Below are 26996 nucleotides of genomic sequence, written 5' to 3'. Positions count from 1 at the left end.
AGCATGAGCTCAGCCCTCGGACCCACTCTGGCCAGCATCGTGCCCATCCTCCTGCTGATCGCGCTGGGCGTCCTGCTGCGCCGGCTCAACGTCCTCGACGCCACCACCGTCGAGGGTCTCAAGCGGTTCGTGCTGAACGTCGTCCTGCCGGCCGTGCTGTTCCTCGCCTTCCTGGGCCTGGAGTTCCAGCGCGAGTACGTCGCCCTGATCATCCTGGTGCCGCTGTTGTGCGTGCTGCTGCTCGGGGCCGGGAAGCTTGTCACCGGCTGGCTGAAGGTACCGCCGGTCGGCACCTTCCTGTTCACCGGGTTCGAGTTCGGCATGGTGGGCCTCGCGCTGTTCACCGCCGCCTACGGACTGGAGCGGGCGCCGGTGGCCGCCATCGTCGGCCTCGGGCACGAGTTCTTCATCTGGTTCGTCTTCGTCACGCTGCTGAAGCGGCAGAGCGACGGTGCCTCGTCGCCGGCGGAGACCGTGCGCTCCTTCGCCACGTCGCCCGTCATCATCGCGATCGCGCTCGGACTGGCGCTCAACGCGCTCGGACTCAGGCCGACCCTGGAGGCGAACCCGTTCTCCGGCGCTCTGCTGGCGGCGGCAGGCTACCTGGCCGCCATGATCGTGCCGTTGATCCTGGTCATCGTCGGCTTCGGCGCCCGGCTCACCCTCGGCGGAGTGCGGGAGGCTGCGGGTTTCGTGGCCGTCCGCTTCCTGGTCTGCCTGGTCCTGGCCGTCGTGGTCTCGCTGTTCGTGGTGGGGCAGTGGCTCGGGCTGGGGGTGCCGGTGCAGGCCGCGGTGTTCATGCTGCTGATCCTGCCGCCGCCGTTCATCGTGCCCCTGTACCTGCCGCCGCGGCGCACTGCGGAGATCACGTTCGCCAATAACGTGTTGAGCCTGTACACGCTGGTCAGCGTGGCGGCCTTCGTGGCCTACGTGGTGATCGTCGGCTGACCGGCGAGCACCCCGTCGAGCAGTTCGACGACCCTGTCGGCCCGCTGCCGCAGCAGCGGGTCATGGGTGGACACCACCGTCGCGATGCCCAACTCGTGGGTGAGTTCCACGATGAGGTCCATGATGGTGGCGGCGGTGTCTGAATCGAGCTGGCCGGTGGGTTCGTCGGCGATCAGGATGTGAGGGCGGGCGACGAGGGCGCGGGCGACGCCCACGCGCTGCTGCTGACCGCCACTGAGCTCGTGGGGCCGCTGCTTGGCGTGCCGGGCTAGGCCCACCCGCTCCAACATCGCCGCGACCCGCTCGTTGCGCTGCGCCGCCGGGACTTTGGCCAGCCGCAGCGGCACCTCGACGTTCTCCGCCGCAGACAACACGGGGATCAGCCCGAAGGTCTGGAAGACGTACCCGATCCGCTCCCGGCGGGTGGCCAGGACCTCGCTCTCCGCCAACTCCGACAGGACCCGCCCGTCGTCGAGCACCACGCGGCCGCCGGTGGGGCGGTCCAGGCCGCCCAGCAAGTTCAACAGGGTGGTCTTGCCGGAGCCGGACGGGCCGGTGACGACGGTGAGTTCGCCGGCGTGCACCTCGATGCTGACGCCGTCGAGGGCGTGCACCTCCGTGTCGCCCGAGCCGAAGGTGCGGCGCAGGTCAACGCCAGCGATCCGTGCGGTGGTGGTCATGCGTCCTCCTCAGGGGCCGAACGGCGGGCGCGCGAGCCATTGGGCCAGACCCCGACGTGGCCGGTCTCGCGGGTGATGCGCACCCTGTCGTGCAGCCCGAGCTCCTCGACGTGGGCCGGCGGCAGCTGCAGCCGGCCGGAACGGTCGATCACGGTGTACTCCTCGGCGACCTCGCGGGCCACCCCGCCGGGGCCGATCTCCGTGCGGCGCAGCACCTCGGTGGAGGTGCGGCCGTCGCGGATCTGGACGGTGCGGGCCACGTGGTCGCTGACCATCGGGTCGTGGGTCACGATCAGCACCGTGGTGCCCAGCTCCGTGGCCGCCGCGCGCATGAGGTCGAGGACCTCGGCTGAATTCACCTCGTCCAACTCGCCGGTGGGCTCGTCCGCCAGCAGCACGTCGGGGGAGTTGGCCAGCGCGGTGGCGATGGCCACGCGCTGCTGTTGGCCGCCCGACAGCTGCCGGGGGACGCGGTTGGCGCAGTCGGCCACGCCCAGCAGCTCAAGCAGTTGCAGCGCCCGCCCCCGCCGCTGGGAGCGCCCGGCGATCACCATGGGCATCGTCACGTTCTCCGCGCCGGTGAGGAACGGCAGCAGGTTGCGGGAGGTCTGCTGGAAGACGAAGCCCACGCTGTGCCGACGGAAGTCGATGCGTTGCCGCCTGCCCATCGCGGTGAGATCATGCCCGGCGACCCGGGCCCGGCCGCCGGTGGGCCGGTCGAGACCGGAGAGGATGTTGAGCAGCGTGGACTTGCCGGAGCCGGAGGCGCCGACCACCGCGACCACCTCGCCGGGGTCCACGGTGAGGCTGAGCCCCTGCAGGGCCTGGACCTCGACGCCCTCCGTCGTGTGGATGCGAACGAGGTCCTCGCACCAGATGTCTGGGCCGTGGTGACTGCGGGTGATGGTGTCGTTCATCGTTCCTCTCCGATGCGGAGTTCCTGTGCGAGGTTGGTGCGGCCCACGAGCCAGGCGGTGGCGGCGATGGCCACGGCCACGGTGAGGGTCAGCAGGGCGCCGACGCCGCCGAGCAGCGCCGGATCGAGGTGCAGCGGGGGCGGCTGGGAGCCGCCGGTGAGGCTGCGGAAGTCGAGGGTGGCGAGCAGCAGCGCCGCCAGGGCGATGCCGACCCCCACACCCAGGAGGAGGCCGAGCAGAGCGCTGGGCGCGGTCTCCCAGGCCGTCAGCGCCCGGAGTTCCCGTCGCCCCATGCCGAGGGTCCGCAGGACGGCGCCGAGCCGGGTGCGCGCCCGGGTGGCCATCAGCTGCGAACCCAGCAGGGTGAGCGTCAGCAGGGCGGCGGTGGCTGCAGTGAGGGCGGCGAAGGTGGTGGTGAGCCCGGACACCGTGGGCGTCTCACGGATGGCGCTGAGTTCCTCGTCGGCGACGGTGATGCGCGCGTTGCCCACCACCTCGCCGATCCGCGCGCGGGCGACCCGGGAATCGGTGCCGGGCGCCAACGACACCAACGCCAGGGTGGCGGGCGGCAGGGGTTGGGCCTCGGCCCACCGCTCCGCGCTCATCATGGCCCAGGCTTTCCCCGTCCGGACGCCCGGCGGCGCCGGCAACGCGTCGAGCACCGTCACGCCCCCGATGCCCTCCAGCCGGGCGCCGCCGGCCTGCACCGGCACGGAGTCGCCGAGCACGATCCCCGGCGCACCCTCCCCGGCGAACAGCCGCGCAGGGAGGGCCGACCCGAACGGTGACGCCGCGTAGGCGTCCTCGACGGCCGGCTCCGCCAGCCACAGCCGCACCCGGGTCTCGCCGCCCTGGCTGAGGCGGTGGTTGGAGCCGGCGTCGTGGATGCGGGCGACGGCGAGCACACCGTCGACGCGCTGCAGGTCCGCGAGCATCTCGTCGGTGATCCTGGGGCCGCTGATGTGCACCGACGAGCCGTTGGCCTCCCACGTGGCGCGCTCGGTGCCGGCGATGACGGAGCCGAGCAGGGTGGCGCTGAGAACCGCGATGGTGGTGCCCAGGACAACCGTGAACACCGGCGTCAGGCCGCCCGCCGGATCCCGGTGGGCGCGCACCGAACCGAGGAACCCGGCTACCCCCCGCCCCGGCCGGAGCCACCGGGCCGCCACCCGCAGGGGGAGGGGATAGAGCCGGAGCGCGAGCAGGCAGGCTGCCCCGGTGAGGAGGACCGGTGTGGCGGTGGCGAGGAGGTCCAGACCCTCGGTGGGGGTGTCGCCGCGGCTGAGCAGGGCCCAGAGGCCGGCGGCGCCGGCGATGACGGTCAGGACCTCCGCGACGACGCGCCACCGGCCGGGCCGCAGGGTGAGGTCGGCACGGATGCTGGCGGGACCGATGTGCCTGGCGGCCCAGGACAGGGCGGGGGCGGCTGCCGCCCCGATGAGCAGCGTGCCGGCCCACGACCAGGGTGAGCTGCCGCCTGGCGTCACGGCCGCCGCCAGCAGGTGACCCAGCACTGCCGCGGGCACGCCCAGCAGAAGCCCTTCGAGGCTGAGCAACGAGCGCAGCTGGTGCCAGGACACGCCGCGCGCCGTGACGAGTTCGACGGCGCCCCGCCGGCGTTCGATGACGAGCTGGGCGGCCAGCACCAGCAGGGCCAGACCCACTGCGAGCGGCCCGACCGCGGCCACGGCCACTGCCGCGCGGGTGACGTCCTGCTGGGCGGCGACCGAGGTCAGTGCCTGACCCAGTTCGGACTCCAGCCGGAACTGGGTGGGGGACGGGTCGTCGGACTCCGGGTCAGCGGTCAGGACCGCGTAGCGCTGTGCCAGCAGGCCGGTCAGTTGCGATCGCAGCTCGCTGACGTCCACATCGGCGAGGCCCGCGGTGTCGACGCCGAACCAGGCGTGCATCGTGAGCGTCTCCGTGACGCCGGGGCCCAGCTTCTCGACCGGGATACCGCTCGAGAGGTAGGACTGCGGGAGGAAGAGGCCGGTGACCAGGCGGGTACCGAGATTCGCGTCCTGCTGCTCGACGATGGTGCGGGCGTAGGGGATGTGCTCCCAGCGGGTGTCCCCTTCATCGAGTGGGCGGAACGTGCCGCTCAGGGTCACCGACTCGTTGATCTGCTCACCGATCTCCCACCCCAGGCGCTCAGCCACCTCCGCCAGCGCCGCGACCCCCTGGGGGCCCGTGGGCGTGGCACCCTCCGGGCCCTTGGTGGTTGGCCGCGGGGAGGGCCAGGAACCGGCCACCAGTTCTGCGTGCCCGGCCAGGTCGGGGTCGACGAAGAACAGGAAGCGAGCCTCGAAGTAGCCTGTGGCGGTGGGCGGCACCACGGTCAGGTCGGCCGGCACCTCCGCCATGAACTGGGGCGCCGCCAGGAGCGAGCGCAGGGGCTCCGGCTGGGCACCCCTGAGGGTCTCGAGCGCCTCCCGATGCGGTTCCCATGGTTCCTGGAGGCCCGCAACCGGGGAGTTCATGGTGTTCTGTGCCCAGGTGCCGGCGACATCGCCTTGGAGGGCCGAGAGGCCGGAGAGCGTCTGGGTGAGTTGACGGTCGTCGAGGTTCGCCATCAGGCGTGGAGTGGCGGTGGTGAGGGCCGCGAGGATCAGCACGCTCAGCGCGAGCAACAGCGCGGGCCAGCGCTCCGAGGAGAACTGCCGCCACAGGAGTTTCAGCGCGGTCACCGGACCTCCTCCCGGTACTCCGGGTCCAGCGCCTGACGCTGCACAGTGCGTCCCACCAGCCAGAGGATGAGCAGCAACGCCACGGCGCCCGCGCCGAGCAGGGCCGCCCAGGGGAGGACCTCTGCGGTCAGGGGGCTGCGGTAGCCGGGGCCGGCCGGCTGGGCGGCCTGCACGAGGGGGTCGACGACGAGCCACGCCACCGCGACGCCCGAGGCGATGCCGGCCAGCGTGGCGATGACGAGCAGCCCGCCGGACTCGAGCGTGCGGCTGCGCCGCTGCGCGCGGGGCGTCATGCCGAGCGCCCGGAGCACCGCCACCTCGGAGCGCCTGGCCGCCAGCTGGGTGGCGGCCGCGGCCGCGAGGCCGGTGAGGGACAGGAGGAGCGCGCTCCCGGCGGCGATCCAGAGCGAGCGGGCCGCCGTCGCCGTGCGGCTGGGCGTCTCGTCCGGCGTGCGGAGGGCCGAGACGCCGGGGAGCTGCGCCGCGGCGGCCCGCACCGCGCTGGGGTCACCATCGAGAGTGGCCCAGAGCTCCGAGGGCCAGCGCAACGGGTTGGCGGTGGTGGCGAGGTGGGCCGACACCGCGCCGGAATCGGCGAGGACACCGAGCTCGGTGGTGAGGCCCGGCAGGGCCGGTGTCACGGCCGCGACGACGGCGGGGATGCGACGGCCGAACGCGGCGAGGTCGAGGGCGTCTCCGGGGCCGAGCGTGGTGGCGTCGCCGAGTTCCGTGGTGAGGGCGACGGGCACGGGTGTGGGCTGGGCGGGAGCCGCCCCCGCCATCACGCCCCGGGGGTCGTGCCCCTCGAAGGGGACGTTGGCCCCGAAGGTGATCAGTGGCAGCGCAGGGCTGGTCTCGACGCGCCAGACCTCGCCACGGGCGTCGACGGCGGCCTGGGGCACGGGTGGCTTGTTGCTGACGGGGTGGTGGAAGGTCTGCGTCGTGCCGTCCTCGAAGGTCACGGTCTCGGTGCGCGGTTCCCAGGCGGGTTCCACGGACGCCAGGGCCGCCCGGTAGGGCCCGCCCAACTCCTCGGTGACGGCCAGGTCCGAGGTCCAGTCCCCCACCCCGCCGAGGGGCACGCCGTCGGCGCTGAGCGTGATCTCCAGCCGCGTGCTGCGGTCTGCGTTGTCGTCGGGCGGGCCGACGAGTTGGACGCTCTCCACGACGACCGCACCGTCCTGCGGGAGGGCGATGTCGGCCGCGGCGGTGCCCACGAGGTCGTTCCAGAAGGGGCGGTCCCCCGGAGGGGTGGCGCCGTCGGGATCCGGCTGGTCGATCGAGACGGACGGCCCGTTGACGGTGCGGCTCACCCCGGTGGATGCGTCCCGCAGCGTGAGGCGCAGGGAGTACGACGAGGTCCGCGAGACGCGGTCCAGGTAGTCCTCCGTCCACACCTGGGCGAGGAACTCGGCCTCCTGGGGCGGAAGGTCCGCGGCGCTTGCGCGGTTGAACTCGTCCGCCCGGTCGAAGTACTCCTGCTGCCACTCATCGAGGTACACCCGGCCGTCCAACTGGGCGTGCAGGGTGGTGGCGCCGTCGGCGACGGTGAGGGGCTCGACGCCCTCGACGCGACCCGGGAGCTCGGGGAACGCCAGGCCGGCCGGGAGCGTGGCCACCTCCGACAGACGGTCCAGGGGCCCTGCGAGGACAGCGACGGGGGTGTCGCCGACCCTGCCGGAGTCGTCGAGCCAGACGGGTACCGAGGCCGACACCCCGTCGACAGCCGCGAGGTCCGGCAGCTGCAGACCCTGGGTGCCGGCGTCGAGGCTGGAGAGCGTGGCGCGCAGGGGGGCGCCCGTGACGAGCATGGTCAGGTCGCGGTGGGTGGTGGCCGCGGTGCCGGCATAGAGCGACGCGAAGGTCGCCGTGCCGGTGGCCAGGATGGTGAGTGTCACCGGCACCGCGTGCACCAGCAGGCCGCGGGCCAGTTGCGCGGCGGCGAGCCAGGCAGAGGTCTCGGCCAACCTGCCCGCCGCCTCGACGAGCCTCGTGATGGGGCCGAGGGCTGCGAGGCCCAGGACGGCCGCGGCAGCCAGGAGGAAGGCGGGGGCCAGTGCCGGCAGGAACTGCAGGCTGTCCGCTCCGCGGAGTTGCCACGTGGTGAGGGCGGCGGCCGCGAACACCACCACCAGCGCCGCTGCGCCCGCCACGGCCCGCACCCTGTCTGCAGGCAGCCGTCCCGTCAGGGAGGACGTGGCGCGGATGGTCACGGTCCAGAGCGCCACGACGGTGAGCAGGAGGCTGCCCGCTCCGCCCAGCAACACGATGTCGAACTGCGCCGTGTTGCGCGATGTCAGCCACAGCAGCCCCAGCGCGATGGCGGAGCCGAGTGCTACCCCCACCACGGCCACCAGGGTGGACTCGGCCAGGCCTGTGACGAGGAGTTGGCGGCGGGCAGCGCCGCGGGCGGCGAGCAGTTCATGCTCCCGCTGTCGGGTGGCGGCGAGCAGCCCCGAGACCTGCACCAGGCCGACGGCGGCCACCAGCAGCAGCACGCTCACCGGCACGATGCCGAAGGCGCGGCCCACCTCCCAGTCGCGGGAGGCCCGCTCCGCCGTCGACGCCAAGTCGCCGTCGACGACGATGCCCCGCCCCGTGACGTCGGCCCCGGCCACCAGCGCCTTGGCGCGGTCGGCCCCGGCGGCCAACACGTCGAGTGCCTCGGGCGTGATGCGCTCCGCATCCGGGACCACGGACCACCGGATGAACGGGTTGCCGCCCGTCAGAACCGAGCGGTCCACGATGAGCGGACCCACCGAAGCGGGGTCCGCGCCGTCCATGACGAGGGGGTCGCCGAACCAGAGCGGCGAGGACGGTTCCGAGGCCTCCCAGAGGGCGGTGATCCTGAGGGTGTGGCCGTCGACCGTCAGCGTGTCTCCCGTGGAGAGCCCCAGCTCGGCGGCCGCCCCGGAATGGAGCGCGGCCTCGTCCGCAGCAGCGGGCCAGGCGCCCCCGTCGACACTCAGCAGGCCGGGGGAGAGGTGTTCGCCGGACCACAGCGTCACCCGCTGGGCGGCCTCGCCGCCGTCCACGGTGGGGCGACGCGGCTCGGACACGTGGGTGGTGTGGACAGTGACGGGCGCGGGGGAGAAGCCTTCGGTGAGCGCGCTGCGCGCCACCCCGTCCTGGGCCCTGGGATCCGGGCCGAGGCGGGTCTGGGCCTGGACGGACCCGGCGCCCGGTGCGGCGGTGGAGAGGGCGGCGCGCGCAGCGTCGGTGGCCAGCGTGCCGGCCTGCCCGACGACGAAGGCGAGGATCGCCGTGGTGACGGTGACCAGGGCCAACAGCGTCGCCAGCAGGAGCGAGGAGGCGCGGGCACGGCGTGCAGCCCAGCCCCACCACGTCGTCATTCGGTGAGCCTAGTCCCAAGGGCCCGGGCGTGAATCGGTGACCCTCGATTCGTCAGTAGTTGACGTTTCAAGTAAGTGTCGCTAGAGTAGTAGCATCTTCAACAACCGGTGAGTGATGAGCTCGCCCCAATCCCGGGAGAACCCCATGACTGCACTCACCGCCCTGTCCGGCAACTACGTCATCGACAACAGCCACACCGAGATCGGCTGGACCGCCCGTCACGCCATGGTCACCAAGGTGCGCGGCTCGTTCACCGACTTTGAGGGCACGGCCGCCACCGGTGCCAACCTGGAAGACGCCAAGATCAACGTGGTCATCCAGGCCTCGTCCATCGACACCGGCAACGCGGACCGCGACGGTCACCTCCGCTCCGGCGACTTCTTCGACGTCGAGACCTACCCCACCATCCGCTTCACCTCCACCAAGGTGACCGCGGCCGGCGAGGGCCTGGACGTCGAGGGCAACCTCACCATCAAGGACGTCACCCGCGAGGTGAGCATCCCCTTCGAGTACGACGGTGTCGCCGTCGACCCCTTCGGTAACGAGCGCGTGGGCCTCAGCGGCTCCGTCCAGGTCAACCGCAAGGACTTCGGCCTCGTCTGGAACGCGGCCCTCGAGACCGGCGGCGTGCTGGTCTCCGAGAACGTGAACCTCGTCTTCGAGGTCTCCGCCATCAAGCAGGCCGACGAGGCCGCTGTTGAGGCCGAGGCCGTGGCCGAGCCCGTCGTCGAGGCCCAGCCGGTCGCCGAGACCCCCGCGCCGGCCCGCGCCGCCCAGCCGCAGACCACCGCCCCCGCCACCGCCCAGCAGGGTGGGTTCATGGGATGGCTGAAGCGCGTCTTCGGCTGAATCACTTCACCACTGGGGTGGTGAACACACAGGGGCGGGTCCGTGGGGGCCCGCCCCTTTCAGCAATCGTGTGCCGACGCAGTACCGCCGCCGCCGCTGACCCCACACTTTCAGGTATTGGGTGGGCCGGCATTGGCGACTAGCGTGGAGGACCCCGAACATAGGAGATGAACATGTCCGAACTGTCCGGCAAGAAGGTCGCCTTCCTCCTCACCGATGGCTACGAGGATTCAGAGCTGACCAGCCCCTGGGAAGCGCTCACCACGGCGGGCGCCGAACTGACGCTCGTCGCCCCGGAGAGCGGTGAGGTCAAGGGCAAGAAGGGGCACACCCAGAAGGTGGACGCCACTGTCGCCGACGTCGACGCCGCAGACTTCCACGCCTTGGTGCTGCCCGGTGGCGTCGTGAACGCGGACCACCTCAGGATGGAGGAGGCGGCCGTGAAGTTCACGCGCGACTTCTTCGACCAGCACAAGCCGGTGGGCGTCATCTGCCACGGCGGCTGGATCCTGACCGACGCAGACGTGGTCAAGGGCCGCAGGCTCACCTCCTACGGCAGCCTGAAGACGGACCTGCGCAACGCCGGCGCCGAGTGGGTGGACGAGGAGGTGGTGGTGGACCAAGGGCTGGTCTCCAGCCGCACCCCCGACGACCTGCCGGCGTTCAACGCCAAGTTGGTCGAGGAATTCGCCGAGGGTCGCCATCAGGGTCAGACGACCTGACGCCGCGTCACCGCGCATGCGAAGCGCCCCGCAGCACGAGGCTGCGGGGCGCTTGTCGTCGTCGGCTACTTCGGTTGGAGGGCGGTGATGGCGGCGACCAGTGCCTCGGTGGCCGCGTTCACCTCACCCTGGGTGCGATTGCTGCGGAGCACCGCATTGGCCTTGCCCCGGGTGCTGTTGACGGCTCCGAGCGTGGCACCCTTGTAGTTCTTGCCCCGCAGGTCCAGGCTCTCGGCCCAGGCGATGGCGCCAGTCAGCCTCGACTCGTCGATGATGGGCTTCTTGACGCCCAGCCACCCTTCCGGATCCGCAACCGCGTCAGCGGAGAGCTTCTCGGACCAGTCCATGTTGAACAACTGGGGGTTGTGGGTGGCACGCCAGTTCAGGTAGTCGGTCAGACCCCAGAACGTCACGCGGTCCATGTCCTGTGAGTACTTCTTGTAGACGGCGAAGTACTCGGCGTAGCGCTGCGCCTGGATGGCCTCCAGCTCCATCCGGTTCTCGATCTTGCCCACCCAGTAGGTGAAGCCGTCCTTGTAGAAGCGGTCTGCCACGGTGGGGTCGTCCAGGTCTGCGTAGTTCACCCGGTCGGAGCCCTCGGGCTCGGCGTTCCACGCCTCCCAGACCTGGAGGTCCAGTTCGCTCACGTTGGCGGTGAAGCCCGCCTCGATGATCATTTGCAGGGAGCGTTCGACGGAGGCGTGGTTCGAGCAGGCGCCAGGCTGCCATTCCTCGGCTGCCTCGTCGACCAGCTCAGGGAGCCGGGTCAGGTCGGAGCAGGCGAAGGCCGGGGTCTGGTTGATGTAGTTGTGCGACTGCAGGCCGATGGTCTCGATCAGCTGGCGCGGGTCGTCGGGGTATTCGGCCGCGTAGCGCTCGTTGAGTTCCGTGGCCATGGCGATGATGGCCTTGCCCTTGCCCTCGGACTGGAAGACGTTGAAGTCGTTGTATTCCAGCTTGGTCTCGGGGCCGTACTTGCGGGCGAACACGAAGGCGTCGTAGATGAAGTCGCCGGGTGACTCACCTGCCGCCACGTCCATGTCTGTGGTGTAGGCGGTGTACCAGCCGGAGCGGGCGTAGTCACCGGGGCCGCCGCGGAGGAAGTCCTCCCAGTTCTGCGTCTCGGGGTCGAACGTGTCGAGTCCATCCCTGAAGGCCTCGTTCACCACGTCCCAGGAGACGACGCGGCCCTTGAAGTGGGTGAGCACCTCCTTGATGTAGCGCTCCATGTTGGCGCGGGCCTGGTCTCGGGTGCCCTGGAAGAGCTTGCTGGGGGACTGGCTGTGCCACACCAGCACGTGGCCGTGCACCTTGATGTCCCTCGCGAGGGACTCGTTCACGAAGTAGTCGGCCTCGTCGAACGTGAAGTCCCATGTGCCCGTATCGAGGTTGATGTTGGCGTTGGGGAGCAGTTGGTCCGGCTTCATGATGTTCTCGGCCGTCATGACGTTGTAGTGCCGATCCACCTGGGCCCAGTTCGGGGTGTCCTCCTGGTAGGTCTGGCGGCCGGAGTAGATGTTGCCCACGTTGAAGTAGTCCGCGTAGGTCTCCTTCAGCGAGGGGATGGGGGTATCAGCGACGTCGGCGGGCGCCCCCTGGGCGGGCACGGCGTAGCTGACGGTGGCGAGTGCTGCAGCGAGACCCGCGCCGATCCAGCGGGCCGCGACTCGGCGGCGATGACGAGACAACATTGCTTCCTCTCGTGGTCGCGGGGCCGGCATCCTGGGCATCATCCGTGATGCCCGGCCGCCCCCGCCTCTTTTGGTGCGTCACCAAACTTAATCCGACCATAAGTGGGCCCCGGGAGCATCGTCAAGGGACCCCGGAGTTTTCGATAACGTTTTTTCCAGGGGTTTCGCCCACCGGCGGAAAACGACGATGCCCCGCAGCGCGGGGCTGCGGGGCACCGTGTGTCCCTGGGTGGGGGAGGCTAGAGCGAGTCGATGACCTCGTTCATGGTGGCGCTGGGGCGCATCACCGCCGTGGTCTTCGCGGGATCGGGCCGGTAGTAGCCGCCGATGTCGGCGGGCTTGCCCTGTACTGCGAGCAGGTCCGAGATGATCTGCTGCTCGTTCGACGCGAGCGCCTCGGCGACCGGCTTGAAGGTCTGCGCCAGTTCCGCGTCGTCGGTCTGGGAGGCGAGTTCCTCGGCCCAGTAGCGGGCCAGCCAGTAGTGCGAGCCGCGGTTGTCGATGCCGCCGATGCGGCGGGTGGGGGACTTGTCGTTGTCGAGGAACGTGCCGGTGGCCCTGTCGAGCGTGGCGGCCAGGACGGCGGCGCGGGCGTTGTCCTCGGTCTGGGCCAGGTGCTCGAACGAGGCGGCCAGCGCCAGGAATTCGCCCAGCGAATCCCAGCGGAGGTAGTCCTCGGCCACGAGTTGCTGCACGTGCTTGGGGGCGGAGCCGCCGGCGCCCGTCTCGAACAGGCCGCCGCCCGCCATGAGCGGCACGACCGACAGCATCTTGGCCGAGGTGCCCAGTTCCAGGATGGGGAACAGGTCCGTCAGGTAGTCGCGCAGCACGTTGCCGGTGACCGAGATGGTGTTCTCGCCACGGCGGATCCGCTCGATGGTGTACTTCGTCGCCTCGACGGGGCTCATGATCTCGATGGTGAGGCCGTCGGTGTCGTGGTCTGCCAGGTAGGCGCGGACCTTCTCGATGAGGTTGCGGTCGTGGGCCCGCTCCGGGTCCAGCCAGAACACGGCCGGCCAGCCGGTGATCCGCGCGCGGGTCACGGCCAGCTTCACCCAGTCCTGGATGGGGGCGTCCTTGGCCTGGCAGGCGCGCCAGATGTCGCCCGCGGCCACGTCGTGGCTCATCAGCACCTCACCGGCCGAGTTCACCACCTCGACGACGCCGTCGGACTCGATCTCGAAGGTCTTGTCGTGCGAGCCGTACTCCTCTGCCTTCTGTGCCATCAGCCCCACGTTGGGCACTGTCCCCATGGTGGAGGGGTCGAAGGCGCCGTTCTCGCGGCAGTCCTCGATCACGGCCTGGTAGACGCCGGCGTAGGACGAATCAGGCAGGACGGCGAGCGTGTCGCCCTCTCCGCCGTCGGGGCCCCACATGTGGCCGGAGGTGCGGATCATCGCGGGCATCGAGGCGTCGACGATGACGTCCGAGGGGACGTGCAGGTTGGTGATGCCCTTGTCGGAGTTCACCATCGCCAGCGTCGGGCCGTCTGCGATGCCCTGCTCGAAGGCGGCCTTGATCTCCGCGCCGTTGGGCAGGTTGTCAAGGCCGGCGTAGATCGCGCCCAGCCCGTCGTTGGCCGAGAGGCCCGCGGCCGCGAGGTCTGCGCCGTACTTCTCGAAGACCTCGGGGAAGAACGCCTTGATGACGTGGCCGAAGATGATGGGGTCCGACACCTTCATCATGGTGGCCTTCAGGTGGACGGAGAACAGCACGCCCTGCTCCTTGGCGCGGGCGACCTGCTCCGTGAGGAACGCGTCGAGGGCAGCGGCGCGCAGCACCGTGGCGTCGACCACTTCACCCTCCAGCACCTTCAGGCCGTCCTTGAGAACGGTCTCGGTGCCTTCGGCGGCGCGGTGACGGATGGTCAGGGTGTCTGCGGAGGGCAGTACGACGGACTGCTCGTTGTGGCGGAAGTCGTCGGCGTCCATGGTGGCCACGGAGGTCTTGGAGTCGCTGCTCCACGCGCCCATGCGGTGCGGGTTCTTCTTGGCGTAGTTCTTCACGGACTCCGGAGCGCGGCGGTCCGAGTTGCCCTCGCGGAGCACGGGGTTGACGGCCGAGCCCATGACCTTGCCGTAGCGGGCGAGGATGTCGCGCTCCTCGTCGGTCTGGGGGTCCTCCGGGAAGTCCGGGATGGCGTAGCCGAGGCCCTGCAGCTCGGCGATGGCTGCCTTCAACTGGGGGAGCGAGGCGGAGACGTTGGGCAGCTTGATGATGTTGGCATCCGGCGTCTTCGCGAGCTCTCCGAGCTCTGCGAGCGAATCATCCACCTTCTCCTCAAGGCGATCCGGGAACTGTGCCAGGATCCGGCCCGCCAACGAGATGTCCCGGGTCTCGATGTCGACGCCTGCCTGGCCGGCGAAAGCGTTGACGATCGGGAGGAACGAATACGTGGCGAGGAGGGGGGCCTCATCAGTGAGGGTGTAAATGATCTTGCCCATGCGAAGGAACTCCTTGAGTCGGGATGCGCCTCCTCAGCTTAGCCATCGGGCGAGTTGTTCGTCGGCCGCGAACAGGGGATGAGCGAGACGACGCCTTCTTTGGAGTAAATCGAACGATTAGGTAGCCTGTACCCACGAGTTAGTGACCAGATCCGCGGCAAGCACGCGATGAACAAAGCAAGGGGGTCGACCCACTATGGGGCGCGGCCGTGCAAAGGCGAAGCAGACCAAGGTCGCCCGTGAGCTCAAGTACCGTTCAATCCAGACGGATTTCTCGTCTCTGGAACGGGAGCTGCGCGGGGATGTTGTCGACGAAGTTTACGAGGACGATGACACCAGCGAGACCGAGGACCCTGACCCCTACGCCGAGTTGGCAGCCGAATATGAGGCTTACAACGACGATGAGGATTACGACGGCCTCGGCGAGCGTCGTTCTTCCTGACAGACACTGACGTGTTCAACTGGGTGCCCGACACCGAGTTGCCGGGCTACGAACAGAGCTCGATAGACCTCAGTGATGAACCAACGTACGCCCTGGAACCGAAAGGTTCCCTGGTGGCAACAATTGTGCGCCGCGGCGCGCCCGTCTCCGGGCGCGCCGTGTTGTACGTTCACGGCTGGAACGACTACTTCTTCCAGACCCATCTCGCGGACGCGATGCACGACCTGGGCCATGACTTCTATGCCCTCGACCTGCGTCGGTACGGGCGATCGCTGCGTCCCGGCCTGCTGGCCGGCTACATCGCAGACCTCGCCGACTACTTCGTGGAGCTGGACGCCGCCGTCGACATTGTGCGGGCCGAGGGGCACGACGAGATCGTGCTCATGGGGCATTCCACCGGGGGCCTGACCTCCGCCCTCTTCGCCCATGAGCGGCCCGGCACGTTCGCCGGCCTGATCCTGAACGCGCCCTGGCTGGAGACTTACGGCAACACGCTGCTCAGGCCCGCCGTGACTGCGGCGCGCGCCGTCGCCCCCACGACGGTGCTGCCGCTGGGGGACACGGGCTTCTACCGCCGCTCGGTGGCCGCCTCCGAGGACGGGGAGTGGACCTACAACCTCAACCTCAAGGGCGATCCCGCGTTCCGGGCCCGCTTCGGGTGGCTGGCTGCCATCACCAATGGTCACGCCCGCGTCGCGGAGGGCCTGCGCATCGACTGTCCGGTGCTGGTGGCCATCTCGGAGCGGTCGTTCTTCAGCAAGGCATGGGGCGAGGAGCAGCAGCTGGCAGACATCGTGCTCGACGTCGAACTCATCGCGGCGCGCGCGCCGAAGCTGGGCAACAGCGTGACCATCATCCGGGTGCCCGACGCCATGCACGACCTGACGCTGTCGTCCGAGCGGGTCCGTGCCGTCGTCTTCGAGGAATTCGGCCGCTTCATCCGCTGCTACGCGCAGCGCTGAGGAACCCGGGAAAAGCAGAAACCCCCACGCTGGGCGAGGGGGTTTGTGGCCAGGGCCGGGATCGAACCGGCGACCTTCCACTTTTCAGGCGGACGCTCGTACCAACTGAGCTACCTGGCCGGCTTGGCCTGGCGTTTCCGCCATACCAGCGACCCCGACGGGACTCGAACCCGCGACCTCCGCCGTGACAGGGCGGCGCGCTAACCAACTGCGCTACGGGGCCAATTTCTTGACCTTGGACCGGTTTCCCGGCCCTGCTGGCTTGCACCAGCCCGGTAACTATAGCGTGACATCCTCGCGGTTGTCACATCGGGCGAACCCGTTGTCATTACCTGTTTGCAGCCGAGCCGAAGCTCAGCTGCATCGCATCCCCAACGGGATTCGAACCCGTGCTACCGCCGTGAAAGGGCGGGGTCCTAGGCCGCTAGACGATGGGGACCTAGCTCGAAGAAGTTTAGAGACTCCGAGCCGTTCAGGCAAACCGCGGGCGAACGCCGGCGGTTCCCACTCACCCGTACGTGTTGATGTGCACGTGGTCGTAGTGGTTGGCCGTGTCGCTCCCGCGGGAGGCCATGGCGCGCCAGCCCTCGCTGTTGCGGGCCACGGACCAGATCTTCTGGCCGAAGATGATGTAGTTGATGTTGAACTTCTTCGCGTTGGCGCGGTAGTAGTTCGCGATCTCCCAGCCGAGGGCCTGGTTGCTCTTGTAGCTCGGGATCATCACGTCCACGGCTCGGCCGGCCGGGTGGTCCGGCGTCACGTCGCGACGCCAGCCGTACTGCGTCTTGATCTGCGGGAAGCGTGCCCAGACGTCCCAGGCGATGGCCTGAACGTTCGCGTTGGTCTTGTCGAGGCCGGAGGAGTAGCCCTTGTTGATGTCGCCGCTGTTGCCGCCCGAGGCGCCGCCTGTGGCCGGAGGGGTGTTGGCGACGTAGCGGGCCGTGACCCAGCGCAGCTCGCCGTTGTGCACGATCTGCGCACGGCCATTCTCGACGATGCCGGTGACCTGCAGTTCCGCGCCGCGCTGGATCTCGCCGTTGTACTTGGCGCCCGTGCTCGCGGCCCAGATGTTCAGCAGGGTGGTGGCGTACCGGGTCGACGTCTTGGGCAGGTCTGGCGCTGAAGGCGACGCTGCCTTCAGCGGGATCTGGGTGAGGTACCTGGCGTTGACCCAGCGCACGGCGCCGTTGTGGATGACCTGGGCCATGCCGTTGGAGGTCTTGCCGGTGGTGTCGAAGATCGTGCCGACGGGCGCGTCGCCGTAGTTGATGTACTCGGTCTTGGGGGAGGAGCGCACCATCAGCGCCGCGGTGCCGCGGGCCTTGCCGGTGGCCATGGGGAGGGAGGAGAGGGCTGAGGCCGCGGTGTCACTCAGGTATCGCGCGGCCGCCCAGTAGGTGCTGCCCTTGTAGGTGACCTGGGCGAACTCGCCGCTGACGGTTCCGGTCAACTCCAGGCGCACGGCGCGTTCGACGCGGGCGCCGATGGGGTCGTCGGTAGAGGGGCCCTTGCGCAGGTTGAGGGCGGTGGTCGAGTAGACCGTGCCCTTGCTGCCCTGGCTGGTGCCGTTGGCGATGGCCGACGTGGGCGCACCAGCGAGGACGCTGCTGCCCTGGATGTAGGCGGTGGCGATGTAGGCCGTCGTGCCGTTGAAGGAGACCTCGGTCCAGCCGTCCTTCGAGCCCTGCGCGGGCAGGCTGTCGCCCTTGTTCAGCACGGCGAGGCTCGCGCTCGAGGCGCTGGGCTCCGTGCGCACGTGGACGCGTGTCTTCGCGGTCACCTCACCGTTGGCGGTGGCTGCGGGGCCGAGCGCCAATCCACCGAGCCCCTGCGCCAGGACGGCGATTCCGACCGCGGCCGCGCTGAGCCTCAGGCTCTTCAGTGCCTTGTTCACGTCTCTCCTCGTCGTCGCTGGGGGCGGGAGGACGTGCCGCTTCCCCGGACCGGAAATGGGTCCCGGCACGTCCGCCGGTGCGATGGACAGTAGGAAGGAAACGCGTTGTCAGACAACGGAACTTGAGAGTTTCCTAAGAGGCGGCAAGGTGACACGCGCATCGTTCATGAGAACCACACTGACGTGGTTTTCATGGGCTTTCACGACCCGACTCAGGGTTGGCTAGGGGTTCCGCCGGGGGAGGTGCCGCATCTGGTAGCTGAAGGTCTGGTGAGAAGTGTCAGAAGCTTCAGAAAGAACCCGACTCAAGTGCAGCTTGAGGTTCGACCATCAGGTTGAGGCTTGAGGTTGAGGTTCGGATCAGGGCCGGGCAGAGCCGGGCTCGACCCACGCCCTGCTCGCGGTGCTCGACCAGTGCCGGGCCGTGCCCAGGGCGGAGCCCGGCACGTAGCCGGCCTGGAGATCCGCCCTGCCGAGTTCCTCAGCACCGGTGAGTTCGGCCAGCCGCCGACGGTCCCGCCTGTCGGCCACCGCGGCCACCACCGGCAGGCTGAGGGCGCGGCGGTTCGCGGCGAGCGTGGCCAGGACCTCCGGATGGAAGCCGTCGGCCACCACGACGAGCGGGTCGCCCTCGCGCGCCCACTTCAGCGGCGCGAGGAGTTCCCGCATGGAGCTGAGTTCGCCGTCGACGATCAGCAGCCGGGGGTCATCGTAGGAGGCGCCCTCGGGGTTGGTGGCGAAATCCGGATGGGCGTGGCCGAAGCCGAAGCCCTCGCCCTGCCGGGGGAGGTCGCGGGTGTGCCCAGCGGCGGGCGACGGGAGGTCGTCGATCTCGTCCTGCGTGATGTAGCGCGGCACGTGGGTGTCCACCTGGGGATGTCCGCGTCGGGGTGCGGGTTCGCCGGCGCCGGTGAGGCGTCGACTCTGCCTGCGGTCGAGTAGCACGGCTCCGGCGAGGATGAGGACACCCACGCCGACGACAACGACGAACCAGAGCCAGGAAGGCATGTCCCCAAGCGTGCCATGCCGAAGTGGCGCTATTCTGTCTAGGCCCCTATAGCTCAGTCGGCAGAGCAGTGGACTTTTAATCCATGGGTCGTGGGTTCGATCCCCACTGGGGGCACCAGCGCTCGGTGACACCAGCACTTGGGAACACCAGCGCGGCGCCCGGCGGCTGTCGCGTAGCTTAGGTGTCATGGCTGGACACCTGGAAACAGAGATCAAGTTCGAGCTGGGGGAGGACGGTTCGGTCCCTCCGCTGGAGGGGCTCGTCCGCCTCGGGGCCGTCCACGAGTACCGTCAGCGGGCCGTCTACTACGACACGGTCGACTTCCTCCTGACCAGGCACTCCATCACCCTGCGCCGGAGAACCGGCGGCAGCGACGACGGATGGCACCTCAAGCTGCCCGTCGGCCCCGGGTCGCGTCAGGAGGTTCACGCGGATCTCGAGGATGCGCCCGGCCACCTGCGGGTGCCCACCGTGCTGCGCGCCGCGGTCGCGGCGGCCCTCGGCGCCGACCGGCCCGCTGACCCCGACGACGCGCTGGTCCCGCTGTCCTTCCTCGCCACCCATCGCACCGAGACAGAGCTGCTCGGCCCGGAAGGCGCCGTCCTCGCCAGCCTGGCCGACGACCGCGTCAGCGCCCTGCCCTCTGGGCTGTCGATGCGGGAGGTCGAGGTCGAGCTCGTCGACGGCGACGAGGAACTGCTCGCCGCGGTCGAAGAGCGGTTCGCCGAGCACGGCGTCGAGCGCTCGGAATCCCCGTCCAAGGTGGCGTGGTCCCTCGGCAGCCTGCCCCGCCGCGTCAGGAAGGGGCGCGGCCCCCGTCGGGCGGGGCCCGCGGCGGTGCTGGTGCACTCCTACCTGCGCCGGGAGGTGGCCGCCGTCGTCGGGCGCGAGGACGCGATGCGGGCCGATGAGGAGGACGCCGTGCACCAGGGCCGGATCGCGGTGCGGCGCCTGCGGAGCGCGCTGCGCACGTTCCGGCGGCTGTTCCGACGCGAGGTCTCGGACCCCCTGCGGGACGAGCTGTCCTGGCTCGGCGACATCCTCGGCGCACCGCGCGACGCGGAGGTCATGCTCGAACACCTCGGAGCTGCGCTCGACGAGCTGCCCGCCGACCTCGTCCGGGGCCCGGTCCACGAACGGTTGCGGCACGAGGTGGGCACCCGGCACGGCTCCGGTCACGACGCGCTCGTGGCGGCGCTCAACTCGGAGCGCTATCTGGCGCTCGTGGACTCGCTCCTGGATTTCCTGGGTGACACGCCGTGGCGGGGGCTGGCCGCGAAGCCGGCTCGCAAGGTGTTGCCACCGCTCATCCGCAAGGCGGTGTGCCGGGCCGCTCGCGACAGGGACGCGGCGGCGCACGCGGAGGGCGACGCCCAGCTGCACCTGCTGCACGAGGCACGCAAGCGGGCCAAGGCGGTGCGCTATGCCCATGAGGCCGTGGCTCCCTCGTTCGGCGACCGCGCGGGTGAGGCTGCCGAGGAGTGGGAGGCCGCCACGGACGCGCTGGGGATGCTGCAGGACTCTTCCGTGGCGACCGGCTGGCTGGTGGAGGTTGCCGCCGCTGCGGAGGCCGCGGGAGAGGTGAGCTTCACCTACGGCGTGCTCGCCGGCCTCGAGTACGCCCGCCAGAGCGGCGACCTCAGGGAGGAAGGCGAACGTGCCCTCGACCGGGTACTCCGCCGTTAAGGTGTGCCCATGCCGGATCCCCTGGGCGCCTACCGACGAAGCGGCGCGGACCTCCCCTTCGGGTTCCCGGAGCGGGCCCATGGCGTGGCCATGGAGGGTCACTTCTGGCGGTTCACGCACGTAGCAACGGGGCGCGTGATCATCGCGCTGATCGGCGTCCAACAGACCGTGAGGGGGCCCTGGGCCCTGTGCGGGATCGGCACCTCCGGTGGCTTCTGGCGCCAGGCAGTGGTCGAGGGGGCCGAATGCCGACGGCTCGGTCTGGGCGCCCGCACCCTGGACGGCCGCTTCTTCGGTGACGACACCAGGGTCGCCGTCGATCTCGGCCCGGATGCGCGGCTCGACGTCACGATCAGCGGGCAGCGGCGCTGGCCGCACCGCCTCTTCGGGGGCTCCAGCTACTTCCAGAGCGTGCCCGCGCTCAACCAGTACTGGCACCCCTGGCTCCTGGGCGGCACGGCCGACGGAGGGGCCGTCGTGGACGGCGAACGCTGGGACCTCTCTGGCGCTGCCGTGTACGGGGAGAAGAACTGGGGACGGGCGGGTTTCCCCGAGTCCTGGTGGTGGGGGCAGGCGCACGGTTTCGCCGAAGAGGAGGTCTGCGTGGCCTTCGCCGGAGGCGAGGTCACCGCTGGCCCGCTGCGCACGGAGGTCACGGGGCTGGTGGTCCGCCTGCCCGACGGCGCGGTGCTGCGGCTCGGCAACCCGGTGACATCCCCCGTCCGGGCCACCACCAGCGATTCCCGCTGGCGACTCCGGGCCCGTTCGGCCCGCTGGCAGGTGGACCTCGACGCCGAGGCCGAACCCGCCCACGCGTTGGTGCTTCCCGTCCCCCTCGTCGAGGAGCGCCGCGGCACCCCGGGGGCGCTCGAGCAGTTGGCCGGGCGGATGGCGGTCACGGTCCGACGCGACGGCCGCGTCGTGTGGGCCGGCGAGTCAGACCTGGCCGGCCTGGAGCACGGCGGGCTGGCGCGGGCCGAGGCGGCGGCCGCGCGCAGGCGGGGTTAGAGGCTGAGCCAGGGCGGATCCATCGACGGCGGTACTGCCCGCCGCTCCCACTCGCGCCACCAGTTGCCGGCGCCGGCCGGCATGGGCGTGGAGTGGGCTGAGCGGACCAGGTCGCGCAGCTCCACCTTGGCGCTGCGCAATCGCTGCACGTCGCGCTTCAACGGCGGTTCAAGGCTGAGGAAGTGGTCCTCCAGCTGCACGATCCGCATCCGCAGTTCGATGATGCGCCGGTGTCGGGCCTCCTCGTCCGGGCCGAGCCTCAGGTGCATCTCGGCGGCCCGCAACCAGCCGTAGGCCTCGTTGATCGCGATCAGCGCCGGATGCACGGTCATGGGGTCGTGCACGCTCAGCTCCGGATGGACCACCTCGGCGCCGGTGGAGTGGGCGTAGGCGAGCTCGTCGCGGCCTGCCTCGTCGATGAGGATCTCCGTGGAGCGCATCACCACGGCGAACAGGTCCACGTCGGTCATCGAGGCGCGCCGTTGGACGCCCTGGCTCTGGGAACTCAGCACGTAGTTGCGCGCGCCGCCCAGGTGGCCGATCGCGAGCTCGGCGGGCAGATTCTCCCGGGCCCCGCCGTCGACATAGGTCTCACCGCCGATGGGCACCGGCCGGAAGACCGCAGGGATGGAGCAGGAGGCCAGCACGCCGACGCCCAGGTCGTGGTGGGTGTCGTCGTACGGCTCGTTCAAGCGGCTCACCAACTGGCCGTCCTCCGTCATGAACCGGAGCTCACCGGATTCCAACCCCACCATCGCGATGCGCAGCGTCATGCCGGACCCGGCCACCCGGTCGGGGACGAACATCTCGTCGTGCAGGAGCTGGGCGAGCACCGGACCGGGCCGGTACATCGAACGGGTGCGCTCCAGCCCGGACGCGACGGCATTGAGGTCGCTGAGCCTCAGCCGGCTCAGGGCGCCTGCCAAGGCACCGAGCGTGGCCAACGACCAGTCGGAACGGAGCTCCTCGTCGGGCTGGAGCGCCAGCTCGAGCGGGTCAGGTGCCTCGATCGGCGACGGGGGAGTCACCGGGGTCTGGTGCTGGGGGCGCAGGAATGGGAACTGCAGCAGCGGTTGGCGCGGCTTCGGAGGTTCAGGCCGCAGCGGCTTCATCAGGTCCAACAGGGTGGGCGCCTGGCGCTCCGCCGTCGACAACCACGGACGGGGCGTGAACATGTCACCCTGCTCCCGCATCCCGTCCCAGATGGACCGCAGCCGGGTGAGGTAGCCGTACTGCTCGTCCCTGTCGCGGCCCTGGGCCAGCACGCTGGCGACAATCGACCCGGCGGAGGTGCCGACGAAGATCGTCGGCGTGAACCGCTCGTCGTGCTGGTACAGGTAGTCGAGCGCACCCAGTTGGAAGCTGGCCCTGGAGCCGCCCCCCGAGATCGTGCACGTCACGACCTCCGGTTGCGGATCCTTCGCGAAGAACGGGAGACCGAACCAGCCTTTAACTGCCATGGCCCCAGGTTACTGGCCTCAGCTCAGCGCGATGTCGAGGGCCTTCCAATCGATGCCCGCGGGCGACAACGCCAGCACCGACGCCAGGAGACCTTGGCGGGCGGCGCGGACTGCGGGGTCCTCCGCGTTGACCAGGATGTCGTCGAAGAACGTCCCCGCGGCCTGTACCACCGGGGCGGTGTGCGTCACCACCTCGGCGATGGGCTGCTCGGCGATGCCCGCCCCGACCGCCTCGACGGCCTCCTTGAGGGCGACCTCAGCGGGTTCGGTCAGGTGCACCGCGTCGTAGCCGGCCGCGACACCGTCGGGCAGGATGCGGGCGATGCGCACGTTGGTGGACACGAGGTCGCGCAGCGCCTGATCCGACTGTGCGCCGGCGAGCTCAGCCAGAAGGCGGGCAGCACGCCCGGGCGCATCCGCCGCGGGCAGGATCGCCGTCACGAGGTCTGCGGAGGTGCCCTCGTCGCGCAGCAGCTGCGCGAAGCGGCCGATGGTGAACTCAAGAGCGGCTTCGACGGCGTCCGGGGCCACGTCGACGCCCTGCTCGGCCAGCCGCCCGACGGCGTCCTCGAGCCCGGCGCGGACGGTGAGGCGCTCCAGAGGGGTGCCGGCCGACTCGCGCAGGATGCGCACCACGCCGAGCGCGGCGCGACGCAGGCCGAACGGATCCGAGGAGCCGGTGGGCTTGGCGCCCAGCGCGAACATGGCGGCGAGCAGGTCGAAGCGGTCGCCCAGCGCGAGCAGCGCACCGGGGACGGAGGCGGGCACGGCGTCGGCGGAGGTGTGCGGCTGCTCCATCTCGAACAGCGCGTCCGCCACCGCCTGGGTCTCGCCCTTGCGGACGGCGTACTCGCGGGCGATGAAACCGGCCAGCGAGCTCATCTCGACCACCATCTGGGTGGCCAGGTCGAACTTGGCGAGCTGTCCGGCGCGCGTCAGGGTCTCGCGGTCCGTGCCTTCGATGCCGAGCCGGTCCGCCAGCCTGCCGGCGACGTCGGCGATGCGGCGGGCGCGCATCCCCACCGAACCGAGGCGGTCCTCGAAGGTGAGCTTGTCCAGGCCGGGCACGAAGCCCTCCACGCCTTCTGCGGCGAGGTCGGCGTTCCAGAAGAACAGCGCGTCCTCGTAGCGGGCGCGGATGACGGATTCGTTGCCGGCGCGCACCACGTCGCCGTCGCACAGGCCGTTGGCCATGGTGACGAAGTGCGGGGCGAGCCTGCCGTCGCGGTAGACGGGGAGGTAGCGCTGGTGCTTGCGCATGACTGCGGTGAGGATCTGCTCGGGCAGGTCGAGGTAGCGCTCGTCGAAGTTGCCGAGCACGCCGCGCGGGTCCTCCACGAGGTTGGTGATCTCGTCGATGACGGAGGCCTCGGCGTCGACGTCGATGGTGCCGGCGACGCCCCGGGCGAGGGCCTCGGCCTGGCTGACGACGGCGGCGCGGCGGTCCTCGGAGCTCAGCAGGATGGAGCCCTGCTGGATGGTGGGCAGCAGGTCTGCGGCGGTGGCGACCTCGACGAACCCGACGAGCGCGCCGTCGGAGCGCCTGCCGCTCTCCTGGCCCTCGACTGCGCGCTGCAGGTAGGTGGTGCGACCGGCACTCAGCCCGGAGACGTTGACGGGGACGACGGTGTCGCCCCAGAGCACGACCAGCCAGCGGATGGCGCGGGAGAACGACAGGTTCGCGTCGTTCCAGCGCATGTTCTTCTCGGCGCGCAGGCCGCCGATGATCGAGGAGATCGCCTCGGCGGCCACGTCCACGACGTGGCGGCCGTCGACCTTCACCGACACTGCGGCGTGCTCGTTGCCGCCGATCTCGGCGCGCACGACCTGGTCTGCCGTGACGCCCTGGCCGCGCATGAAGCCCTCCAGCGGCTTGGTGGGGTTGCCGTCCGCGTCGAACGCGGCGCTCCACTTGGGGCCCTTGCGCAGCTGCTCGGCGTCGGGCTCGCGGGCGGCCACGCCGTCGACCACTGCGACGATGCGGCGGGGGGTGCCCGCGACCGTGATGTCGCCGTGGCTCAGGCGCGTGGCGGCGAGCTTTTCAGTGAGCGCGGTGCGCACGGCCTCGATGGTCTGCGGCACGACGTGCGGCGGGAGTTCCTCGACGCCGATCTCGAAGGCCAGCGTCTGGGGGTCGTCGCCGAGCGTGCCCGTGTCGACGGCGGGCGCGGCCTGCTCCTCGACGGCGGCCTCGCGCAGCAGCGGGAAGCCGAGCTCCTCGCGGCGCTCGATCCACAGGGCGGCGGTGTCGCGCATGAGGCGGCGCATCGTCGCGAACGCCTTGGCGCGCTCGGTGGTGGAGATCGCGCCGCGGGCGTCCATGACGTTGAACGCGTGGCTCGACTTCAGGATGTAGCCGTGCGCCGGCACGGGGAGGCGGGCCGCCACCATGCGGGTGGCCTCGGCCACGTAGGTCTCGTACAGGCGGCGGTTGGCGTCGACGTCGGCGTCGTCCAGGTAGTAGCGGCTCATCTCGTACTCCTGCTGGCCGAAGGCCTCGCCGTACGTGACGGGGCGGCCGTCGGCGGCGATGGAGTAGACGATGTCCTTGAAGTGCGTCACGCCCTGCTGTGCCATCAGGATGCGTTCGACGCCGTAGGTGAGCTCCACCGGGATGGGGTCGAGGTTCTGCCCGCCCACCTGCTGGAAGTAGGTGAACTGGGTGATCTCCATCCCGTCGAGCCAGACCTCCCAGCCGAGGCCCCACGCGCCGATGGCCGGCTGCTGCCAGTTGTCCTCGACGAAGCGCACGTCGTGGGCCGAGAGGTCGATGCCCAGCGCCTCGAGCGAGCCGAGGTACAGCTCCTGCGGGTTGCCGGGCTCCGGCTTCAGGATCACCTGGAACTGGGTGTGCATCTGCAGGCGGTTGGGGTTCTCGCCGTAGCGGGAATCATCCGGGCGCACCGACGGCTCCACGTACGCCACGTCCCACGGCTCTGGCCCGAGCACGCGCAGCACGGTGGCGGGGTTCATCGTCCCGGCACCGACCTCGCTGTTGAACGGTTGCCAGGTCAGGCACCCCTTCGAGGTCCAGTAGTCGGAAAGACAGCGGAGGGCATCTTGCATGGTCAGCACCCCGTCATGCTATCGACTTCGCCGCCGGGAATCCCATCCGGGTTTCGCCGGTGGTCGGGCCCGCCCCCTGAGCCGTGAGCAATTGGATGGGGTCGTCGCCGCGACACGCGGAGAAACGTCGTTGTGGGAGCCGTGACCACATCCACTTGCGCACGGGGAATCAGCGCGACCGCGGGTAGCCTGCAGGCATGAAGGTTGTGATCCCCAGCAGTTACCCGGGAGAGGCGCCGCGGTTGGAGGGCGCTGAGGTCGTCGTCGTGCCGCACGACGAGGCGGTGCCGGAGGCGCATCTCGACGCCGAGGTGCTCGTCGTGTGGGGGCAGCCGCAGACGGTGATCGACGACGCCGCCCGGCGGATGACCGGCCTCCGGCTGGTGCAGGGGCTGGCCGCCGGTGCCGACAGCGTGCTGGCGGCGGGGTTCGACGATTCCGTGGTGCTCGCCAACGGCGTCGGCCTGCACGACGACAATGTCGCCGAACATATCCTCGCCCTGACGCTGGCGTTGGTGCGTTTCCTGCCGTTGGCGCTGGTCAGGAAGCGTGAGCGCCGCTGGGACCACCATCTGGGCGGCGCGGTGGCGGCCCGAGGCGACGACGGCCGCGTCGTGAGCCTGCGCGGGGCGAAGGTGACGGTCTGGGGCTTCGGGTCCATCGGGGCCACCGTCGCCCCGTTGCTGAAATCGTTGGGCGCGGAGGTGACCGGTGTCGCCAGGAGCGCGGGGGAGCGGCACGGGTTCCCGGTGGTCGCCGATGAAGGCCTCGACGAGGTGCTCGCGGGCACCGATGTGCTGGTCATGATCCTGCCCAGCCTGGAATCGACGGCGAAGGCGCTGGGCGCAGAGCGACTGGCGGCCCTCAAGGATGGCGCGCTGCTGGTCAACGTGGGGCGTGGCACCACCGTCGACGAGGAGGCGCTCGTGGCGGCGCTGCGCTCGGGTCGCCTGGCCGCCGCGGCGCTCGATGTGACGGCGGTGGAGCCGTTGCCCGCGGAGTCGCCGTTGTGGGACGAGCCGAACGTGCTGATCACCCCCCACATCGCCAGCGACCGGCCCACCGGCGCCTCGGAGTTCGTGGCGCGGCAGGTGGGCGCGCTGGCCACCGGCGGCCAGCTGCGCAACGTCCTGCGCTGAGTGCGCGGCGTTTGGGTTTGACCCGCCAGAAGGGCCAC

At 70.3% G+C, this 26996-nt stretch carries 18 protein-coding genes and 4 tRNA genes; 9 read left to right on the top strand and 13 right to left on the bottom strand.

All coding sequences use genetic code 11. From position 1 onward, the window contains the following. Positions 1-3: 3 nt before the first annotated feature. Complete coding sequence (locus C3E87_RS06850; protein WP_076060932.1) at positions 4-948, top strand: hypothetical protein; 945 nt, start codon at positions 4-6, stop codon at positions 946-948. Here C3E87_RS06850 and C3E87_RS06845 read toward each other — a convergent pair. Genes C3E87_RS06845 through C3E87_RS06830 form a run of 4 tightly spaced genes read right to left on the bottom strand, consistent with a single transcriptional unit; the run spans position 927 to position 8585 of the window. Further along, positions 927-1628 carry an ABC transporter ATP-binding protein gene (locus C3E87_RS06845; RefSeq protein WP_076060930.1) on the bottom strand — a complete coding sequence of 234 codons (702 nt, stop codon included), beginning with the start codon at positions 1626-1628 and terminating at the stop codon, positions 927-929. The two genes, C3E87_RS06850 and C3E87_RS06845, sit on opposite strands and share 22 nt — an antisense overlap. Next, entirely contained in the window at positions 1625-2545 is a 921-nt protein-coding gene (locus tag C3E87_RS06840; RefSeq protein ID WP_076060928.1) for an ABC transporter ATP-binding protein, read from the bottom strand. Before C3E87_RS06840 ends, C3E87_RS06845 begins: the two co-directional genes overlap by 4 nt. After that, complete coding sequence (locus C3E87_RS06835; protein ID WP_076060926.1) at positions 2542-5232, bottom strand: FtsX-like permease family protein; 2691 nt, start codon at positions 5230-5232, stop codon at positions 2542-2544. The genes C3E87_RS06840 and C3E87_RS06835 overlap by 4 nt, the downstream gene beginning before the upstream one ends. Next, positions 5229-8585, bottom strand: coding sequence for an ABC transporter permease (locus C3E87_RS06830; RefSeq protein WP_076060923.1), 3357 nt, complete (start codon positions 8583-8585; stop codon positions 5229-5231). Before C3E87_RS06830 ends, C3E87_RS06835 begins: the two co-directional genes overlap by 4 nt. Positions 8586-8730: 145 nt before the next feature. Here C3E87_RS06830 and C3E87_RS06825 point away from each other — a divergent pair, with 145 nt between their 5' ends. Together C3E87_RS06825 and C3E87_RS06820 are read left to right on the top strand one after the other, a co-directional pair. After that, positions 8731-9435, top strand: a complete 705-nt coding sequence (locus tag C3E87_RS06825; protein WP_143570931.1) for a YceI family protein — start codon at positions 8731-8733, stop codon at positions 9433-9435. Positions 9436-9608: 173 nt separating this feature from the next. Further along, on the top strand, positions 9609-10157 hold the full coding sequence (locus C3E87_RS06820; protein WP_198928223.1) for a type 1 glutamine amidotransferase domain-containing protein: 549 nt from the start codon (positions 9609-9611) through the stop codon (positions 10155-10157). A 65-nt stretch (positions 10158-10222) separates the two neighbouring features. On the opposite strand, the gene C3E87_RS06815 is transcribed toward C3E87_RS06820, so the two are convergent. Both C3E87_RS06815 and C3E87_RS06810 read right to left on the bottom strand, forming a co-directional pair. Then, entirely contained in the window at positions 10223-11848 is a 1626-nt protein-coding gene (locus tag C3E87_RS06815) for an endo-1,4-beta-xylanase (RefSeq protein ID WP_076060916.1), read from the bottom strand. Between the two features lie 239 nt (positions 11849-12087). Next, positions 12088-14292: an NADP-dependent isocitrate dehydrogenase gene (locus C3E87_RS06810; protein ID WP_076060914.1), complete on the bottom strand. Its 2205-nt coding sequence runs from the start codon at positions 14290-14292 to the stop codon at positions 12088-12090. Between the two features lie 196 nt (positions 14293-14488). Between C3E87_RS06810 and C3E87_RS06805 the strand changes: the two genes are divergently transcribed. Together C3E87_RS06805 and C3E87_RS06800 are read left to right on the top strand one after the other, a co-directional pair. Beyond that, a complete protein-coding gene (locus tag C3E87_RS06805) occupies positions 14489-14734 on the top strand; it encodes a DUF3073 domain-containing protein (protein WP_076060911.1) in 246 nt (81 codons plus the stop codon). Between the two features lie 113 nt (positions 14735-14847). After that, positions 14848-15696 carry an alpha/beta hydrolase gene (locus C3E87_RS06800; RefSeq protein ID WP_233120750.1) on the top strand — a complete coding sequence of 283 codons (849 nt, stop codon included), beginning with the start codon at positions 14848-14850 and terminating at the stop codon, positions 15694-15696. Positions 15697-15742: 46 nt separating this feature from the next. On the opposite strand, the gene C3E87_RS06795 is transcribed toward C3E87_RS06800, so the two are convergent. The 5 genes from C3E87_RS06795 to C3E87_RS06775 form a co-directional block, all read right to left on the bottom strand. After that, positions 15743-15816: transfer RNA gene (locus tag C3E87_RS06795), tRNA-Phe, on the bottom strand. 29 nt (positions 15817-15845) lie between these two features. Further along, a tRNA-Asp gene (locus C3E87_RS06790) sits at positions 15846-15919 on the bottom strand. A gap of 143 nt (positions 15920-16062) precedes the next feature. Beyond that, positions 16063-16135, bottom strand: a tRNA-Glu gene (locus C3E87_RS06785). A gap of 69 nt (positions 16136-16204) precedes the next feature. Continuing rightward, positions 16205-17590, bottom strand: a complete 1386-nt coding sequence (locus C3E87_RS06780; protein ID WP_076060906.1) for an SH3 domain-containing protein — start codon at positions 17588-17590, stop codon at positions 16205-16207. A gap of 360 nt (positions 17591-17950) precedes the next feature. Then, positions 17951-18598, bottom strand: a complete 648-nt coding sequence (locus C3E87_RS06775) for a hypothetical protein (protein WP_076060904.1) — start codon at positions 18596-18598, stop codon at positions 17951-17953. Positions 18599-18640: 42 nt separating this feature from the next. On the opposite strand from C3E87_RS06775, the gene C3E87_RS06770 reads away from it, so the two are divergent. The 3 genes from C3E87_RS06770 to C3E87_RS06760 all read left to right on the top strand — a co-directional run bounded on the left by C3E87_RS06770 (position 18641) and on the right by C3E87_RS06760 (position 21293). Continuing rightward, positions 18641-18716 (top strand) — tRNA-Lys (locus tag C3E87_RS06770). Positions 18717-18785: 69 nt separating this feature from the next. Next, positions 18786-20285, top strand: a complete 1500-nt coding sequence (locus tag C3E87_RS06765; RefSeq protein WP_076060902.1) for a CYTH and CHAD domain-containing protein — start codon at positions 18786-18788, stop codon at positions 20283-20285. Positions 20286-20294: 9 nt separating this feature from the next. Then, complete coding sequence (locus C3E87_RS06760; protein WP_076060900.1) at positions 20295-21293, top strand: tocopherol cyclase family protein; 999 nt, start codon at positions 20295-20297, stop codon at positions 21291-21293. Here C3E87_RS06760 and C3E87_RS06755 read toward each other — a convergent pair. Further along, positions 21290-22753, bottom strand: a complete 1464-nt coding sequence (locus C3E87_RS06755) for a patatin-like phospholipase family protein (RefSeq protein ID WP_083665459.1) — start codon at positions 22751-22753, stop codon at positions 21290-21292. The two genes, C3E87_RS06760 and C3E87_RS06755, sit on opposite strands and share 4 nt — an antisense overlap. An 18-nt stretch (positions 22754-22771) precedes the next feature. After that, positions 22772-25819, bottom strand: a complete 3048-nt coding sequence (locus C3E87_RS06750; protein ID WP_198928230.1) for a glycine--tRNA ligase — start codon at positions 25817-25819, stop codon at positions 22772-22774. Between the two features lie 197 nt (positions 25820-26016). Here C3E87_RS06750 and C3E87_RS06745 point away from each other — a divergent pair, with 197 nt between their 5' ends. After that, positions 26017-26958, top strand: coding sequence for an NAD(P)-dependent oxidoreductase (locus C3E87_RS06745; RefSeq protein ID WP_076060894.1), 942 nt, complete (start codon positions 26017-26019; stop codon positions 26956-26958). The last annotated feature ends 38 nt before the right edge of the window (positions 26959-26996 follow it).

The sequence above is a fragment of the Tessaracoccus sp. ZS01 genome, assembly GCF_022342445.1.
Classification (GTDB): domain Bacteria; phylum Actinomycetota; class Actinomycetes; order Propionibacteriales; family Propionibacteriaceae; genus Arachnia.
Note: the sequence above shows the minus strand (reverse complement) of the source record. Positions and strands in the feature narration are given on the sequence as shown.